At 66.6% G+C, this 16955-nt stretch carries 15 protein-coding genes and 1 pseudogene; 11 read left to right on the top strand and 5 right to left on the bottom strand.

Annotated elements, in window-relative coordinates:
* Positions 1 to 49 precede the first annotated feature (49 nt).
* The 8 genes from hsaA (at position 50) to OH799_RS26880 (ending at position 7558) form a co-directional block, all read left to right on the top strand.
* Positions 50 to 1213, top strand: coding sequence for a 3-hydroxy-9,10-secoandrosta-1,3,5(10)-triene-9,17-dione monooxygenase oxygenase subunit (hsaA, locus tag OH799_RS26915; protein ID WP_406269516.1), 1164 nt, complete (start codon positions 50 to 52; stop codon positions 1211 to 1213).
* An 8-nt stretch (positions 1214 to 1221) separates the two neighbouring features.
* Positions 1222 to 2109, top strand: a complete 888-nt coding sequence (gene hsaD, locus OH799_RS26910; protein ID WP_406269513.1) for a 4,5:9,10-diseco-3-hydroxy-5,9,17-trioxoandrosta-1(10),2-diene-4-oate hydrolase — start codon at positions 1222 to 1224, stop codon at positions 2107 to 2109.
* Positions 2109 to 3014: an iron-dependent extradiol dioxygenase HsaC gene (gene hsaC / locus OH799_RS26905; protein WP_357262737.1), complete on the top strand. Its 906-nt coding sequence runs from the start codon at positions 2109 to 2111 to the stop codon at positions 3012 to 3014. The genes hsaD and hsaC overlap by 1 nt, the downstream gene beginning before the upstream one ends.
* 20 nt (positions 3015 to 3034) lie before the next feature.
* Positions 3035 to 3610, top strand: coding sequence for a 3-hydroxy-9,10-secoandrosta-1,3,5(10)-triene-9,17-dione monooxygenase reductase subunit (gene hsaB / locus OH799_RS26900; protein ID WP_406269510.1), 576 nt, complete (start codon positions 3035 to 3037; stop codon positions 3608 to 3610).
* 132 nt (positions 3611 to 3742) lie between these two features.
* Positions 3743 to 4018, top strand: a complete 276-nt coding sequence (locus OH799_RS26895; RefSeq protein ID WP_406269507.1) for a type II toxin-antitoxin system Phd/YefM family antitoxin — start codon at positions 3743 to 3745, stop codon at positions 4016 to 4018.
* Positions 4015 to 4419, top strand: a complete 405-nt coding sequence (locus OH799_RS26890; RefSeq protein ID WP_406269504.1) for a type II toxin-antitoxin system VapC family toxin — start codon at positions 4015 to 4017, stop codon at positions 4417 to 4419. The genes OH799_RS26895 and OH799_RS26890 overlap by 4 nt, the downstream gene beginning before the upstream one ends.
* A 452-nt stretch (positions 4420 to 4871) precedes the next feature.
* Entirely contained in the window at positions 4872 to 6674 is a 1803-nt protein-coding gene (locus OH799_RS26885) for a PQQ-binding-like beta-propeller repeat protein (RefSeq protein WP_406269501.1), read from the top strand.
* A 290-nt stretch (positions 6675 to 6964) separates the two neighbouring features.
* On the top strand, positions 6965 to 7558 hold the full coding sequence (locus tag OH799_RS26880; RefSeq protein WP_406269498.1) for a YdeI family protein: 594 nt from the start codon (positions 6965 to 6967) through the stop codon (positions 7556 to 7558).
* Positions 7559 to 7633: 75 nt separating this feature from the next.
* Here OH799_RS26880 and OH799_RS26875 read toward each other — a convergent pair whose 3' ends face one another.
* A complete protein-coding gene (locus OH799_RS26875; protein WP_406269495.1) occupies positions 7634 to 8323 on the bottom strand; it encodes a TetR/AcrR family transcriptional regulator in 690 nt (229 codons plus the stop codon).
* A 150-nt stretch (positions 8324 to 8473) separates the two neighbouring features.
* On the opposite strand from OH799_RS26875, the gene OH799_RS26870 reads away from it, so the two are divergent.
* A complete protein-coding gene (locus OH799_RS26870; RefSeq protein WP_406269492.1) occupies positions 8474 to 9421 on the top strand; it encodes an NAD-dependent epimerase/dehydratase family protein in 948 nt (315 codons plus the stop codon).
* A 267-nt stretch (positions 9422 to 9688) separates the two neighbouring features.
* Complete coding sequence (locus OH799_RS26865) at positions 9689 to 10543, top strand: ATP-grasp domain-containing protein (protein WP_406269489.1); 855 nt, start codon at positions 9689 to 9691, stop codon at positions 10541 to 10543.
* 60 nt (positions 10544 to 10603) lie between these two features.
* Here the strand turns inward: OH799_RS26865 and dmpG are convergent, their stop codons facing one another.
* The 4 genes and pseudogenes from dmpG to OH799_RS26845 form a co-directional block, all read right to left on the bottom strand.
* A complete protein-coding gene (dmpG, locus tag OH799_RS26860) occupies positions 10604 to 11641 on the bottom strand; it encodes a 4-hydroxy-2-oxovalerate aldolase (RefSeq protein ID WP_406269486.1) in 1038 nt (345 codons plus the stop codon).
* 130 nt (positions 11642 to 11771) lie between these two features.
* A pseudogene (locus tag OH799_RS26855) lies at positions 11772 to 12665 on the bottom strand (acetaldehyde dehydrogenase (acetylating)); the annotation flags it as partial.
* Between the two features lie 16 nt (positions 12666 to 12681).
* Positions 12682 to 13467: a 2-keto-4-pentenoate hydratase gene (locus tag OH799_RS26850; protein ID WP_406269483.1), complete on the bottom strand. Its 786-nt coding sequence runs from the start codon at positions 13465 to 13467 to the stop codon at positions 12682 to 12684.
* Position 13468: 1 nt separating this feature from the next.
* Positions 13469 to 15094, bottom strand: coding sequence for an FAD-binding protein (locus tag OH799_RS26845; RefSeq protein WP_406269480.1), 1626 nt, complete (start codon positions 15092 to 15094; stop codon positions 13469 to 13471).
* Between the two features lie 114 nt (positions 15095 to 15208).
* On the opposite strand from OH799_RS26845, the gene kstD reads away from it, so the two are divergent.
* Positions 15209 to 16909, top strand: a complete 1701-nt coding sequence (gene kstD / locus OH799_RS26840) for a 3-oxosteroid 1-dehydrogenase (RefSeq protein ID WP_406269476.1) — start codon at positions 15209 to 15211, stop codon at positions 16907 to 16909.
* The last annotated feature ends 46 nt before the right edge of the window (positions 16910 to 16955 follow it).

The following is a 16955-nucleotide window of genomic DNA, read 5'->3' as shown; positions in this document are numbered from 1 at the left end:
GGCGAATGAGAGTTGGTTATCAGTCGACCAGGCAGGAGCAGGTCCCGAGATGACGCAAGAAGTGACCGAACGGGTCGAAGCGCTGTTGCCGATGCTGCGCGAGCGCGCGCAGGAGGCCGAGGACCTGCGGCGCATTCCCGACGAAACCATGAAGGCGTTGCAGGAGACCGGCTTTTTCCGGTTGCTCCAGCCCAAGCAGTGGGGCGGCCACGCGGCCGACCCGGTGGTCTTCTACGACACCGTACGCAAGATCGCCAGCGCGTGCGGCTCCACCGGCTGGGTGGCAGGCATTGTCGGCGTGCACAATTGGCATCTGGCCCTGTACGCGCAGCAGGCGCAGGAAGACGTTTGGGGCGAGGACACCGAGGTGCGAATCTCCTCGTCCTACGCGCCGATGGGTGCGGGCACAGTCGTCGACGGCGGCTACCTCGTCAACGGCGCGTGGGCTTGGTCGTCCGGTTGCGACCACGCGACCTGGGCGGTACTCGGCGGTCCGGTGATCAAAAACGGCAAGCCGGTGGACTTCGGCAGCTTCCTCATTCCCCGCGACGACTACCGCATCGATGACGTATGGAACGTGGTCGGACTGCGCGGAACGGGATCCAACACCGTGCTGGTCAAGGACGCCTTCGTGCCCTCGCATCGGTTCCTGAGCTTCCGCGCCATGAGCGAGCTGCAATCGCCTGGCCTGGAACAGAATCCAGATCCGGTATACAAGATGCCCTGGGGCACAATCCATCCCACCACAATCTCTACCCCGATCGTCGGTATGGCCTACGGCGCGTACGAGGCGCACGTCGAGCACCAGGGCAAGCGCGTGCGCGCGGCCTACGCGGGCGAGAAGGCCAAGGACGACCCGTTCGCCAAGGTGCGCATCGCGGAGGCGTCCAGCGATATCGACGCGGCATGGCGGCAGCTGTCGGGCAACGTGGCCGACGAGTACGCGCTGCTGGTGGCGGGCAAGGAGATACCGTTCGACCTGCGCGTGCGGGCGCGGCGCGACCAGGTTCGGGCCACCGGTCGCTCGATCGCCGCCATCGACAAGCTGTTCGAGAGCTCCGGCGCCACCGCTCTGGCGAATGACACTCCACTGCAACGCTTCTGGCGTGACGCGCACGCGGGCCGGGTGCACGCCGCCAACGATCCCGAGCGCGCGTACCTGATGTACGGCACGCACGAGTTCGGGCTACCCGTCACCGACGGCATGGTGTAGGAGAATCCGTGACCTCGACCGTGGAACTCACCGCCGAAACGACATCGCGCTACGCGCGGGTGCGCCCCGACCTACGGCTGCACTACCACGAGGCCGGCGTCGGCAACGGCCCGACAATCGTCCTGCTGCACGGCGGCGGCCCCGGAGCGTCTTCGTGGTCGAACTTCGCCCGCAACATCCCCGTGCTTGCGCAGAATTTTCATGTGCTCGCGGTGGACCAGCCTGGGTACGGCCGCTCGGACAAGCCGACCGAGCATCCGCAGTACTTCGTGCACAGCGCCTCGGCGCTGAAGGATCTGCTCGACCACCTGCGGATCACCTCGCGTGTGCACCTGCTGGGCAATTCGCTCGGTGGGGGCGCCGCGGTGCGGTTCGCCCTGGACTACCCCGATCGGGCCGGAAAGCTGATCCTGATGGGTCCCGGCGGGCTGAGCACCAATCTGTTCGCGCCCGACCCGACCGAGGGCGTGAAGCTGCTCGCCAAGTTCAACTACGAGCCGACCAGGGAGAACCTTGCGGCATTCCTGCGCATCATGGTCTTCGACCAGTCGCTGATCACCGACGAGCTGATCGACGAGCGGTTCGCCTCGGCGAGCACGCCGGAAGCGCTGGCGGCGACCCGCGCGATGGGGAAGTCGTTCGCCGGAGCGGACTTCGAGAAGGGCATGCTCTGGCGCGACGCCTACCAGCTTCGTCAGCCGGTGCTGCTGATCTGGGGTCGCGAGGACCGGGTCAACCCGCTCGACGGCGCGCTCCTGGCGACGAAGGTGATCCCCGGCGCGCAGCTGCACGTCTTCGGCGGCTGCGGGCACTGGGCTCAACTGGAGAAGTTTCACGAGTTCAACCGGCTGGCCATCGATTTCCTCGCAGGCGTCAAGGAGACACAGGAGAAGTGATGGGAATCCGCTCACTGGGATATCTGCGCATCGAGGCGACCGATATGGCCGCCTGGCGGGAGTACGGGCTCAAGGTGCTCGGCATGGTCGAGGGCAAGGGCTCCGACCCGGAAGCGCTGTACCTGCGCATGGACGAGTTTCCGGCCCGGCTGGTGATCGTCCCCGGCACGAAGGACCAGCTGCAGATTTCGGGCTGGGAGACCGCCGATGCCGAAGAGCTGCAGGACATCCGCAACCGGTTGGACGCGGCCGGGGTGCCTTACAAGGAAGGCACCGCGACGGAGTTGGCCGACCGCCGAGTCTACGAACTGATCCGCTTCGACGACCCCTCCGGCAACACCCTAGAGGCGTTCCACGGGGCCGCGCTGGAGCATCGCCGGGTGGTCAGCCCCTATGGGCATAGGTTCGTCACCGAGGAGCAGGGGCTCGGGCACGTGGTGCTCAGCACCAAGGACGACAAGGCAGCGCTGGAGTTCTACCGCGACGTGCTCGGCTTCCGACTGCGCGACTCGATGCGGCTGCCACCGCAGATGGTCGGGCGCCCGGCCGACGGCGAGCCCGCCTGGCTGCGCTTCTTCGGCTGCAACCCGCGGCACCACTCGCTGGCCTTCCTGCCCATGCCGACGCCGAGCGGCATCGTGCACCTGATGCTCGAGGTGCGCAACGCCGACGACGTCGGGCTGTGCCTGGACCGCGCGCTGCGCAAGAAGGTCAAGATGTCGGCGACGCTCGGGCGGCACGTCAACGACAAGATGCTTTCGTTCTACATGAAGACACCAGGCGGATTCGACGTCGAATTCGGCTGTGAGGGTTTGGAAGTGGACGACAGCGACTGGATCGCAAGGGAATCCACCGCGGTGAGTCTATGGGGCCACGACTTCACCGTCGGGCAGCGGCAGCAGTGACCGGGAGGGCGAGCGAAACGATGACCGCGGACGGGCGAGTCGAGATCGATCCACGGCAGTTCCGGAATGTGCTCGGGCAGTTCTGCACCGGCATCACGGTGATCACGACCCTCGACGGCGACCAGGTTCCGATCGGCTTCGCATGCCAGTCCTTCGCCGCCCTCTCACTCGAGCCGCCGCTCGTGCTGTTCTGCCCTACCAAGGCATCCCGGTCCTGGGCGGCGATCGAGAAGTCCGGGCGTTTCGGCGTGAACGTGCTCGCCGAAGAACAGCGCGAGCTGTGCGCACGCTTCGGCTCCCGCGAACCCGACAAGTTCGCCGACGCCGCCTGGCACACCTCCGACTTGGGCCTTCCGCTTTTGGACGACGCACTGGCCACCATCCAGTGCACCGTGGACAGCGTCGTAGATGGCGGCGACCACTACATCGTGATCGGTCGCGTCCAGACGATGTCCGAGACGACAACCTCCGGCAGACCCTTGCTGTTCTACCGCGGCCAATACACCGCCATCGAACCCGAGAAGACCACCCCGGCTCCCTGGCGCGCCGACCTCGAACACTTCCTCACCACGACAACCCTCGATACCTGGTTGTAGCGGCCGGGACAACACGAAGGGCCCAACGGGATTATCGGTGATTTCGGCAGGTCGGCGGTCACCACATTGCCGAGCAGACAACTCCACAGCAATACGTAGCAAGTGGTGCTACACAGAGCTACAATCCCTGCCATGAAGGTGATCACGCAGCGAGAATTCCGCAACAACTCAGCGGCGGTCATGAATGCGGTCGAGGCCGGGGAGACCTTTCGCGTCACCCGCAACGGTGTCGAGGTCGCGGAGGTACGACCGGTCGGCCGACAGCGCCGCCGAACCGCCGAAGAACTCGTCGAACGACATCGCAAACTTCCGCGCGTCGATTGCGCCCGAATGCGGCAAGAGGCGGACGAATTCTTCGGAACGGAAGACCGCGTCGAGGACGACGATGCCTGGGGACCGCGTTCATGAACGAGCGACACGCAGCGGGCGTGATCGACACCTGCACCTACATCGACCTGTACGAACTCGATCCGGCGGTCCTACCCCAGTTACCCGAGATCACGGCGATCACACTGGCCGAATTGCACCAAGGCGTTGCGATGGCGAAGGACACCGCCACACGTGCAGCACGATCCGAGCAACTCGGCGCCGCCATCGTCGAGTTCGATCCACTGCCGTTCGACGAGGACGCCGCGACCCGCTACGGCACTCTGGTAGCCCTCACCCTGGCCGCGAAGCGCGACCCGCGGCCCCGCCGGATGGACTTACTCATCGCGGCGATTGCGTCAGCGCGCGGATTACCGCTCTACACCCGCAACAGCGGTGACTTCCGCGGGCTGGAAAGTATGGTCGAGATCGTGGCCGTCTAGGTGGCTGGTGTCGAACGGGGTTGTCGGGGTTCGGGTCGGCTGGATCGGCGGGTGACGACGTCCGGATCGGTGGTGGAGCTGGATGTGCGGTCCGGGTGATGGCTGGCTGTGTTGAAGGGTATTGAGACACGAGCCGGCATCGCGCCAGCGAGGGTGAGCCGCCGCCGCCCGAAGTGGGTGATCGGCGAACGGAAGTGTGCCGGATACCGTCGGCGAGTAGGTGGATCTTCGTGGTCGGCTCGCCGCGGGACCGGCGATCGCGCATCGCGGAAATTTCGAGTGGACAGTCGAACGGAATTGGCGCATGGTGGGGTCAATCTGATGCGGCCGGGTGTCAGTCCCGGCTGCTGAGCGGTGGGGTCTTGACATGACGGCAGGACGCAGAATCAACGGGGAGTGAGATGCAGTCCAGGACTCTATGGTTAGCAGCGCGAGCACGCGACGGTCTGTTGTTGCTCGCAGCCTGGGGGTGGCTCGTCGCCAAGGTCGAGGTCACGGATGTCCCCACCACGATCCAGGGAGTCGTGGACACCCGGCACGTGTGGGAGGGCCCCCGGTTTCGCAGCACCGCGACGATATTCCTGATCATCGCGATCGCGGCCGCGATCGGCGGTTGGCGGCTGTGGCGTGCAGTGGAAAGCACGCGCCGGCGGCGCTGGCAGAATCTGGCGGCCGCGGTGATCGTCGATGTCGTCGTGTGGGCGGCGGCGATCACGGTACTGCTGGCCGTGTGGGGCGTGCTTGACCGCAGCGGTTATATCCCGTTGGACGAGTTGCCCTCGTCGCCCAGATACGGATTGCTGATGCTGTGGCTGGTCGCCGGAGTGCTGCTCGGCGTCGCGGCGCTGACGACCGTCATCACGCTGTCGGAGGCCATTCGCGCAGACGTGAAGGACGACGAGCGATCCGGCGTTGCTCGTGCGGTCGGCACGGGAGCATTCGCGGTGGCGGCGGCACTGGTGTGCGCGGTGGTCACCGTCGTCAGCGTAAAATCCGCCGGAGTGGTCGACTCCACGGTCACCGCGGCCGCGCTGCCCGCGCCCACATCGGCGGCCCCGGTCCTGGATCTCACCCGGATCACCCTCGCCCACCACGTCGGCGGTCCCGACAGCATCGGCGTGACCGCCTACGGTCTGTACACCACGCACGTCGGCCAGTTGACCGGCATCGATCCGCGTACCGGAGCGACTCGCTGGTACGTCCGCCGTCCAGCGCTGCAGCCCGGGGTGAGTACCGCCGACACGGGCCGCGTCCTTGTGGTCCGGTGGACGAACCCGTACTGCGACAACGACTCCTGCGCTGAGAGCCGGGTACACGCCTATGCCGCCGACACCGGGCGCGAACTGTGGAGCCGCGATATCGGAAAGGTGCCGGACCGGCAGCAGGGCTGGTCGGAATATCCCGACCCGAGCCAGCCCAGTCCGGATCGATTGACGCGCAACAACCCTCGCACCGGGGCCCCGATGTGGACGGTCCAAGCCAAGGACCTCGGTTGCGCACCCGGCCGGGTCATTTTTGGAAAGCTCGTGTGGACCGTCCGGGCCGGCGCGGTGCAGTTCGGCTGCGCGACATCGGATCACGCCGATGTCGATGATCCGAGGATCGTCGGTGCGTTGGACCCCGAATCGGGACAGGTGCTGTGGACCCGGACGTCGGTTCCCAACGAACAGCTGGCTCTCCCGAACGTCCCCGACGATCCAACCGACCCCGTCGCTACAGTCCTGCGAAGCGATTTCAGATCCAGCTCCAAAACCCGCAACCTCGACATCCTGGATGCACGCACTGGCCGACCGCTCGGCACCCAGAAACTCGGCGACAACATCGGATCCGACGCACCGGGCGGGTATCCGCTGGCGCGCGGCTACCTGTTGACGGTCACCGGCAACACCGCCCATCTGACCGGGCCTGACGGGCACGAGCTGTGGACGGCGCCGCTGCCCGCGCCGCCGCGGATCTCCGAGACAATGACGCCGTCCGGCCCGGCCTGGATCAGCGACAACGCACTACTCGTCACCGTCGGTACCGCGGATCGGAACTGGATCGTCGCCTACGACCTGGCCAGCGGTCACTCCACCGTGCTGGCCGGGCCCGGTCCCACGCCCGCGGGAGACCGCCCGCTGATCAATGTTCCGGTCGGAACGACGCTCATCACGCAGCCGGACCCGCCGCCCTCCATCTTCGCTCAACTCTCGATCGCTCCCTGGGGCGCACTGGTTTCCGGCTACAACTGTCACCTGCTCATCCCGACCCGCTGAACATCCACCCGCCGCGCTCACCCTACTTATGAGCCACGGGCTAGGCCGTGGGTCCCCAAATCGCGGGTCTCGACGCAGGCATGGATGACGGCGCAGGCCGAGAGCACGCCGCCGAGGTAGGCCAGTGCGTACTTGTCCTAGCGTGTCGCGATGCCTCGCCAGCATGTTGACATCGTCGACGAGCCCGCGCCGCCAGTCCACTTTTGCTGTCGAAACAAAAGTGCTCAATCGGTGAGCACTTCAGTGCGCAGGATGAGTACAGGACCAGCACCGCAACCCGGGAGACCACCATGGACCAGTTCGATGGCACCGAAATCCGCACCTGCGCCGACGTTGCCCAGTGGGAAGGTTGGCTCGCCGATAACCACGACCGCGCCACGAGTGTCTGGCTGAAGATCGCGAAGAAGGGGGCCGCGGATACCACGATCACCATCGCCGAGGCTCTCGACGGCGCGCTCTGCTTCGGCTGGATCGACAGCCACCGCCGCCGCCTCGACACCGACTACTACCTTCAGCGCTACTCCCCGCGCCGCCCCAAGAGCCCGTGGTCCCAGGTCAACGTCGCCAAAGCCGAGGCGCTCGTCGCGTCCGGCCGCATGCGCGCTCCTGGCTTCGCCGCCATCGCAGCAGCTCGCTTCGATGGCCGTTGGTCGGCCGCATACGAACCCCAGCGCACCGCGATAATCCCCGCCGATCTATCCACCGCACTCGCCGAGAACCACCGCGCCCGAGCGCGTTTCGATCAGCTCGATCGCACGGGGCAGTACGCTCTCTTCCTTCGATTGATGAAGTCGCGTAACCCCGCCGAGCGCACGACCCAGCTGCGACGGATGCTCGCGGAATTGAGCGAAGAAGCGGCCCAGGCGGCCGGTAGGAAACCGTAATAGATGAACTCGGCATGCCGGCCGCTCGCTGAGTGGACGACGTTGTGCGCGACAGCACGGCGTCAAGTGCGCTTCCTATAGCCCGACGAGGTCGGCCATCAGGTTCATGTGGTGCTGAAAGTAGCTGGCTCGGGCCTCGATGGTGCCGTCGAGGCGGCCGAAGATTTCAAACGTGACCAGGCCGAAAAGTTGGGTCCAGCCGACGAAGACGCGGTCGAGAACTTCCTCGGGCAGGTCGGATGCCTGCTGTTCGATCAGTGCCCGCAGGTCCGCGCGAACCAGTTCAGGCACGGGCGATGAGAGTGGTGCGGGATCGAGGCGGCCCGCGGCGACAGCGTCGGTGGCTATATCGGCCAGCAGCAGCACCACCTTCGACGCCAGGGCGACGGTGTCTTTCGGTGCATCGTATCCGGGGACTGGACTGCCGTAGAGCAGCCCGTATTCGGCGCGGTGCGCGGTGGCCCAGTCCCGCACGGCCGAGCAGACCGCCAGCCACCGCCCGCGATACTCGTGCGCAGGCACCTCCGCGGCGGCTGCCGCGGCAGCCGCGGCGAGTGACTGGTAGGCCTCCATGAGCAGGGCGGTCAGCAGGTCGTCGCGGCTCGGGAAGTACCGGTAGAGCGCGGAGGCGACGATGCCCATATCGCGCGCGACGCCGCGCAGCGACAGGTTCGCGCCGTCGACGGCCAGCCTTTTGCGAGCGGCCGCCTTGATCTCCTCGGTCATTTCGGTGCGGACCCGAGCGCGCAGTGACGATGCGGACATACCGGCAGTGTAGAGAACAACCAACCGCCTGAAGAACGATGGACCATTTAAAGAACACTGTTCTTGACAGAGATCATCGTTCGCAGGTACGGTGGTGTCGACATCGAGAACAGTGTTCTCGAAACGGAACGCCAGACGGGATCGCGGACTATGTCTATTCATGTTGTCATCGGAGCAGGTCCGGTGGGTTCGGCCACCGCGCTGCTGCTTGCCGGTCGAGGCGACGAGGTCCGCCTCATCACCCGCCGCGGCACCGGACCGCGCCACCCACGGATCGAGCGGATCGCCGCCGACGCCACCGATTCGTCCAGCCTCAGTACGCATAGTGCGGGCGCTACCGCGATGTATCAGTGCGCCCAGCCCGAGTACCACCGGTGGCCCACCGACTTCCCACCGCTGATCCAGTCCGCGATTTCCGCCGCGGAGACAACCGGCGCGGTACTTGTCACCGTCGGCAACCTCTACGGCTACGGCGCGGTCGACACACCGATCACCGAACAACACCCGCTCCATCCCAATTCCACGAAAGGTCGCACGCGAGCCGGACTCTGGAATGCGGCGTTGACCGCGCACCGGGCAGGCCGTATTCGCACTGCGGAGGTGCGCGGATCTGATTACCTGGGTGCCGGAGCGAATTCGGCGTTCACGGTCATGGTGCTTCCGGCGGTCCGCGCGGGAAAGCAGGGGTTGTTTCCCTGCGATCCGGATGCGCCGCACAGCTGGACCGTCATCGACGACATGGCGCGGACGCTAGTGGCGGTCGCCGACGACGAAACCGCTTGGGGCAGAGCATGGCATACACCCACCGCCGCACCGCTTTCGGTACGCGCCCTTGCCCAACTGGTGGCGGACCTCGCGGGCGCACCGCTCGCACGAGTGCGCCGCATGCCTGCGGCAGTGCTGTGGGCCGCCGGCCTGTTCGATTCGAATGCCCGCGAGATGCGCGAAGTGCGGTACCAGTTCGATCGGCCGCTTGTGCTCGATTCCAGCACTGCCACCACGACATTCGGCATCGAGCCCACCGCCACCGCGGTTGCCGTGCAAGCCACCCTCGACAATCTGTCCACCGCGGAGCGAGATGCGGCCGGGCGATCCTGACAGCGACTTCCCCGCCCGATCAGAACATCGCCGAGCGCATTACCCAGCTGCGGCGACTACCCGACCAACCGACCCAATCGGCCGCGGGAGCAACCGGGCGCGCTTCTCTCAATTGTTGTCTGCTCAGGCCATCCAAACGCGGATCGGTTACTGATGGTGACCGCTCGCTACTGGTCGCGCGCCCCGGCGGTCAGGGATGTCGGCAGGCGGCGGGCGCCGAACTGAAACCGCTTGGGGATCGGCAGGGCAACGCGCGAGGATGAATCCGTGATTCTCCTTGTACCCGCTGACGTGCTTCGCCCGAACCAGGCCGATGAGCATTTCGCCGCTGAGGCGGATGCCGCCCGTGCCACGGGAATGGATGTCGCACTGGTCGACCATGATGCCTTGACCAGACCCGGTGGCGCCGACGAAGCTGTTCGCCGGGTGCGGGTGCCTGGCAAGGCGATCTATCGAGGATGGATGCTGCGCAGCGGCCGATACGCAGCGTTCGATCAAGCACTGCGACGCCGGAACGTGCTGCTCGAGACCGACTCCGAGCGATACCGGCGGGCACACGAGCTGCCCGGCTGGTATCCCGCGCTCACCGATATGACACCTCGGTCGGTATGGACCGTCGGACACGACCGCACTACGTTCGATCACGCGTGTCGTGAACTAGGACCCGGTCCTGCCGTTATTCGCGACTACACCAAGTCGATGAAGCACTACTGGCATGAAGCGGCATTCATTCCGGAGGTCGCCGACCCAGACGCCGCTTGGCGTGTGGCGAGTAGATTTCGGGAGCTGCGCGATCAGGAGATGACCGGCGGATTCGTGCTCCGGCGTTTCGAGCGGTTCCTCTCGGCCGAGGTTCGTACCTGGTGGATCAACGGCCGCTGCCGGTTGATCGGACCTCACCCCGACACGCCGGAGGAAATATCCGCTGCCGAGTTCGACCTGGCCGCGGTCGAACAACCCATTGCCGGCCTTGGGCTCCCCTTCGTGACAGCAGACTTCGCTCTGCGTGCCGACCGAGTGTGGCGTTTGGTGGAACTCGGCGACGGTCAGGTGAGCGACCGGCCCAGCACCATCCCACCCGAGGTGTTGATCACTGCCCTTCGCCAGGGTTTTCGTTGCTAGCCGGCACGCGAACGGAGCCGCGAACGAAAGGTTCCGTTCGCGGCTCGCGTCACCAGCCGATCAGGCGGAGACCGTGGCCTTCTCCCGCTGGAGTTCGAGGGCGATGTCGATGAGTTGGTCTTCCTGACCGCCGACGAGTTTGCGTTTGCCCGCGCGCACAAGCATTTCGGCGGCGGAGACGCCGTAGCGTTCGGCCTGGCGTTCGGCATGCTTGAGGAAGCTGGAGTACACGCCCGCATACCCCATCATCAAGGCCTGGCGGTCGAGCAGGCATTCCTGCGGCATAGCGGGGCGGACCACATCTTCGGCGGCGTCAGCGATGGCGAAGAAGTCGATGCCGGTCTTGATGCCGAGTTTGTCGCAGACACCGACCAGGGCCTCGACCGGGGTGTTGCCCGCGCCCGCGCCGAAACGGCGTGCGCTGCCGTCGATTTGCGTGGCGCCGGCGCGAATCGCGCAGACCGAGTTGGCGACCGCGAGGTCCAAGTTCTCGTGGCCGTGGAAGCCGACTCGAGCTTCGTCGCCCAGCTCCGCGACGATCGCCGCGACCCGATCCGAAACCTGCTCCAGGACAAGAGCTCCCGCGGAGTCGACCACGTAGACACACTGACAGCCCGCGTCGGCCATGATGCGGGCCTGCTTGGCCAGCACCTCGGGAGGTTGGGTGTGCGACATCATCAGGAATCCGACGGTCTCCAGACCGAGTTCGCGCGCAAGCCCGAAGTGCTGGATGGACACGTCGGCCTCGGTGCAGTGGGTGGCGATCCGGCAGATGGAGGCGCCGTTGTCCTGCGAGACCTTGATGTCTTCTTTGACACCTACACCGGGCAGCATCAGCACGGCGATCTTGGCCTGCACTGCCGTCTCCGCGGCGATGGTGACCAGTTCCTGCTCAGGCGTCTTGGAGAAGCCGTAGTTGAACGACGAGCCACCGAGGCCGTCGCCGTGGGTCACCTCGATCACCGGAACACCCGCGCCGTCCAGTGCCGCGACGATGTCGCGGACCTCCGTGGCGGTGAACTGGTGGCGCTTGTGGTGCGATCCGTCGCGCAGCGAAGTATCCGTGACGCGGATGTCGAGTTCTGCTGAATAGGCCATTTTTCGCTCCTTACACCCGGGCCGCGGTGTCTGATTGGTCGCCTCGCTGTGTTGAATCGGCGTTGCTCGCAGGCCCTCCGTGGTTACGCAAGCTACCGCCTACGGGCCTGTTGCTCGCGCCGCTGGCTCGGCTCCGGATCTGGTCGGCGATGACCTCGCCCACCTGCGTCGCGGCGGCGGTCATGATGTCGAGGTTTCCCGCGTACGGCGGAAGGAAGTCGCCTGCGCCCTCGACCTCGACGAACACCGAGACCTTCGCCATGCCGCCGGACACCACCGACGGCTGGTCGAACTGCGGTTCGTTGAGCAGCCGATAGCCGGGCACATACTGCTGGATGTCGGCGACCATGCGGTGGATGGAGTCGGCGACCACGTCGGTATCGGCGTCTTCGGGTATGGCGCAGAAGATGGTGTCGCGCATGATCATCGGCGGCTCGGCGGGGTTCAAGATGATGATCGCCTTGCCGCGCTGCGCGCCGCCGATAGTCTCGACGCCGCGGCTGGTGGTCTTGGTGAACTCGTCGATATTGGCGCGGGTGCCGGGCCCCGCCGACACCGACGACACCGACGCGACGATCTCCGCGTAGGGCACCGGTACCACCCGAGACACGGCGGCGACAATCGGGATGGTCGCCTGGCCGCCGCAGGTGATCATGTTGACGTTCGGCGCGTCGAGATTCGACCCCAGGTTGACCGGCGGCACTACGGCGGGACCCACGGCGGCGGGCGTGAGATCCACCGCGCGGATGCCGGCCTCCGCATAGCGCGGCGCGGCGGCACGGTGCACGTACGCCGAGGTCGCCTCGAAGATCAGGTCCGGCAACTCGGACTGCCCGAGCAGCCGATCGACACCTTCGTGCGAGGTTTCCAACCCGAGGCCGCGGGCGCGCTTCAAGCCCTCGCTGTCCGGGTCGATGCCGATCATCCAACGCGGCTCGACCTTCTCCGAACGCAGCAGCTTGTAGAGCAGATCGGTACTGATGTTGCCGGACCCGACGATCGCGGCGGTGACGGTCCCTTTCACGGACACGACAGGCCTCCTAGGTGAATTGCAAACGGACGAAACCGAGTCCGGCGAACTCGGCGTGGAACGCGTCGCCCGGACGGGCGTCGATGGCACGGGTGCACGAGCCGGGCAGCACGATGTCGCCCGCCTTCAGCCGCACCCCGAAACTGGCGACCTTGCGCGCCAGCCAGGCCACCGCGATCACCGGGTCGCCGAGCACTGCGTCGCTGCGGCCCTCGGCGACGACCTCGCCGTTGCGGGTGAGCACCGCGTCGATTGCCTTGATGTCGATATCCCTCGGCGCGACGCGCTGCGCGCCGAGCACGAAACCGGCGGAAGATGCATTGTCGGAGATGGTGTCGGCCAGGCCGATGTTCCAGTCCTTGATCCGCGAGTCGATCAGCTCGATCGCCGGCGCGAAGGCGACCGTGGCGGCGAGCACGTCCTCCTCGGTGCAGTCCGCGCCGGGTAGGTCGGCGCCGAGCACAAACCCGACTTCCACCTCGACGCGTGGAAACAGGTAGCGGCCCGCTTCCACCGGAACACCCTCGTAAACTTCCATTTCCGCGAGCAGATGCCCGTAGTCGGGCTCGTCGACCCCCATCATCTGCTGCATGGCCTTCGACGAAAGGCCCACCTTGTGGCCGACCACCCGGGCACCGCTGTCGAGTCTGCGCCGGATATTGATCAGCTGGATCTGGTAGGCGTCGACCACGTCGATGCCGGCGTGCCTGGCGACCAACGGATCGATCGCCACCCGGTCGCGCTCGGCGCGCTCGAGTTCGTCGGCAAGTTCGGTTCGTACCGCGTCGGACAGCACGCTAGTTTCCTTCCACTGTTGCTTGATCGGGCGCCGGGACCCGCTCGCCCGCCGCGGATAGCCCGGCCCGGCGGCCGGAGAAAATGCAATCGGACAGCGAAAGGCCGCTGACGTAGGACTTGGAGCAGATGCCGATCGCGGTCCGGCCTGCCGCGAAGAGGCCGGGAATATCCTTTCCCTCCGTGGATTTCACCGCGCCGGTGTGCTCGTCCACGACGACGCCGCCGAGAGTGAGCATCGGGCACGGGTTTGCCAGGCTCGGTTTGATACCCACATCCAACAGCCAGAACGGGCCGGTGCGCATCGGTTTCGTGAACTCGGCCGGCTTGCCGACCGGATCGGGTGCGCCGGTGTCGATCGCGGCGTTGTGCGCCTCGACTGTCGCGCGCAGACCCGCGGCACCGATCCCGGCTTTCGCCGCAGTCTCCTCCAGGGTGGCGCCGCGAATCGCGGTGCGCCGCATTGCCTCGAACTGTCCGCGCTGGAACCAGGCGCCTTGCTTGCCGATCTGTCCGATCGCCGTGCGCATCAGGACTTCGTCGGCGAGCAACCAGCCCTTGCCGCCATGCTCGGTGATCAGCGCGTGGCCGACGGCGGCGCCATAGCGGGTCTCGTCGATCACTCGGCGGCCGTCCGCGTCCACCAGCACCGCGCCGGTGAAGGCGCTGGGCGGCAGGAGGAAGCGCCACGCCGAGACGTTGTCCATGCGGTCGACGGCCGCGCCGGCCCGCTGCGCCATCAGGATGCCGCTGCCGTCGTCACCAGTGGTACCGAGCGCGAGACCACCCCGGTATCGCGGCGCGTACTGCCGCACCATGTCGCGGTTGGCGATGAACCCACCCGCGCTGACTATTACGCCCCTGCGTGCCAGGACGCGAATCGTCGTGCCATATCGGCGTTCCATGCCCGCGAGCCGTTTCTCCAGCGCCCGCCGCAGTGGTGGATAGTAGATGCCCGGCTTCGCCGCGATGGTCGCCATGCGGGTATAGCGGTCGCGGATCCGGCCGGGCGCATCGCGCAGCGTGTGGCACTCGACGCCGATCACCGAGCCCGCCTCATTGGTGAGCAATTGCGTTGCCCGCGTGAGGGTTTCCACCCGCACACCGAGCCGGGACGCGGAGGCGGCGAGCGGACCGGTGAGCTTCTTGCCGGAGGTGCCTCTACCCTTCACTCGATGTCCGCGCTGCGCGGCCGGGATGTCCCGGAACGCGCCGGAGATCTCACTGCCGGAGTAGTACAGGTAGTAGCGATCGTTCGGATAGGAGGTCTTGTACGGGCACAGCGATGCCTCGAACGGCACGCCATGGCCCTTCAACCACTCGATCAACGCGGGGCTCTCGTCGACGAACCGGCGCAGCGTCTCGGACGCCACCACATCGCCGACCTCGCGCTCCAGGTAGGCGTACATCGCCTCGGGAGTGTCCTCGACCCCGGCCTCCCGCTGCACCGAGGTGCCGCCGCCCGCGTAGATGATTCCGCCGGACAGCGCCGACGCGCCGCCCCCGGCGAACCGCTCGAGCACAAGCACCTGCGCGCCCGCCGCGGTGGCTTCCAGCGCGGCGGCCGCACCCGCGGCGCCGTATCCGACCACGACAACGTCGGTGGCCAGGTCAAATTCGAGGGCCATGCACTTCACTCCGGTCCTAAACTGAAACAAGTTTCCTCGACAAATGGAACGTCGAGCAAGTCTTCTGCCACACAACATAGACCAATGGCGCGTCCATTCTATAACGTGTTCTACATGACTGATCGGGAATACGACGTGGTGGTCGTCGGCAGCGGCGCCGCCGGAATGACCGCCGCCCTCACCGCCGCCCACCACGGGCTGAGCGTGGTGCTCATCGAAAAGGCCGCGCACTACGGCGGGTCGACCGCGCGCTCCGGTGGTGGCGTGTGGATCCCGGGAAACAAGGCGCTGCGCGTGTCCGGTCGGCCCGACGACCGCGAGGACGCGCGGACCTACCTGCACAGCATCATCGGCGACGTCGTGCCCAAGGATCGGATCGACACCTACATCGACCGCGGCGCCGAGGCCTTCGACTTCGTGCTCGACCACACGCCGCTGCGGATGCGCTGGGTGCCGGGCTACTCCGACTACTACCCCGAGGCACCGGGCGGCCGCGCCGAAGGACGCTCGTGCGAACCCAAGCCATTCAACGGCAAGATCCTCGGCGCGGAGCGCTTCAATCTGGAGCCGCCCTACAGCAAAGCCCCGCTGAACGTCGTAGTCACCCAGGCCGATTTCAAGCAGCTCAACCTCATCCGACGGCATCCGCGCGGCATGCTGCGCGCCATGCGGGTCGGCGTCCGCACCACCTGGGCCCGGCTCACCGGCAAGCATCTGCTCGGCATGGGGCAGGCGCTGGCCGCCGCCCTCCGCAAAGGACTGCTGGACGCGGACGTGCCGCTGCTGCTGAACACCCCGCTGACGGGGCTGATCGTCGAGAACGACCGGGTCACCGGCGTCGCGGCCGAACACGAGGGCCGGACCATCCGCTTCACCGCCCGCCACGGCGTAGTGCTTGCCAGCGGCGGCTTCGAGCACAACGACGAGATGCGGCGAAAATACCAGCGGGAGCCGATCACCACCGAATGGACCACCGGCGCGCCCGCCAACACCGGCGACGGCATCCGCGCTGGTCTCGAGCTCGGCGCGGCCGTCGACATCATGGCCGACGCCTGGTGGGGGCCGACGATCTTCAAGGGCGGCAAGCCCTGGTTCTGCCTGGCAGAGCGCAATCTGCCCGGCTGCGTCATCGTCAACGCCGACGGTCAGCGATTCGGGAATGAGTCCGCTCCTTACGTCGAGGCGGTGCACACCATGTACGGCGGCGAGCACGGGCAGGGTGACGGTCCCGGCGAGAACGTGCCCGCCTGGCTGGTGTTCGACCAGCGCTACCGCAACCGCTACATCTTCGCGGGCCTGCAACCGGGTCAGCGTTTTCCATCCCGCTGGATGGAAAACAACCTCATCGTGCAGGCGCCGACCCTCGCCGAACTCGCTACCGAGATCGGTGTGCCCGAGCAGAACCTCGCCGCGACCATCGAACGGTTCAACAGCTTCGCGGCCACCGGCGTGGACGAGGACTACCACCGCGGCGACAGCGCCTACGACAAGTACTACGGCGACCCCACCGTGAAGCCGAACCCGTGCCTGGCCGCGTTGGTGGAGGGACCGTTCTACGCGGCCAAGATGGTGCCCGGCGACCTCGGCACCAAGGGCGGCCTGGTCACCGACACCGCGGGCCGGGTGCTGCGAGAGGACGAAACCGTCATCGAGGGCCTCTACGCCTCCGGCAATGTCAGCGCCCCGGTGATGGGCCACACCTACGCCGGTCCTGGCGCCACCATCGGCCCCGCGCTCACCTTCGGCTACCTGGCGGTGCTCGACATCGTGAAGCGCAGGAAGGAACAGCCCGCGGCCGCCGCGGCCGGTGCGTGACGTGACGGCGTTGTGCGAAATCCGGCTTGCCGGTCGATTCCGACGG

The sequence above is a fragment of the Nocardia sp. NBC_00881 genome (assembly GCF_045207455.1).
GTDB lineage: Bacteria > Actinomycetota > Actinomycetes > Mycobacteriales > Mycobacteriaceae > Nocardia.
This window is presented reverse-complemented; position numbering and strand designations above follow the sequence as displayed.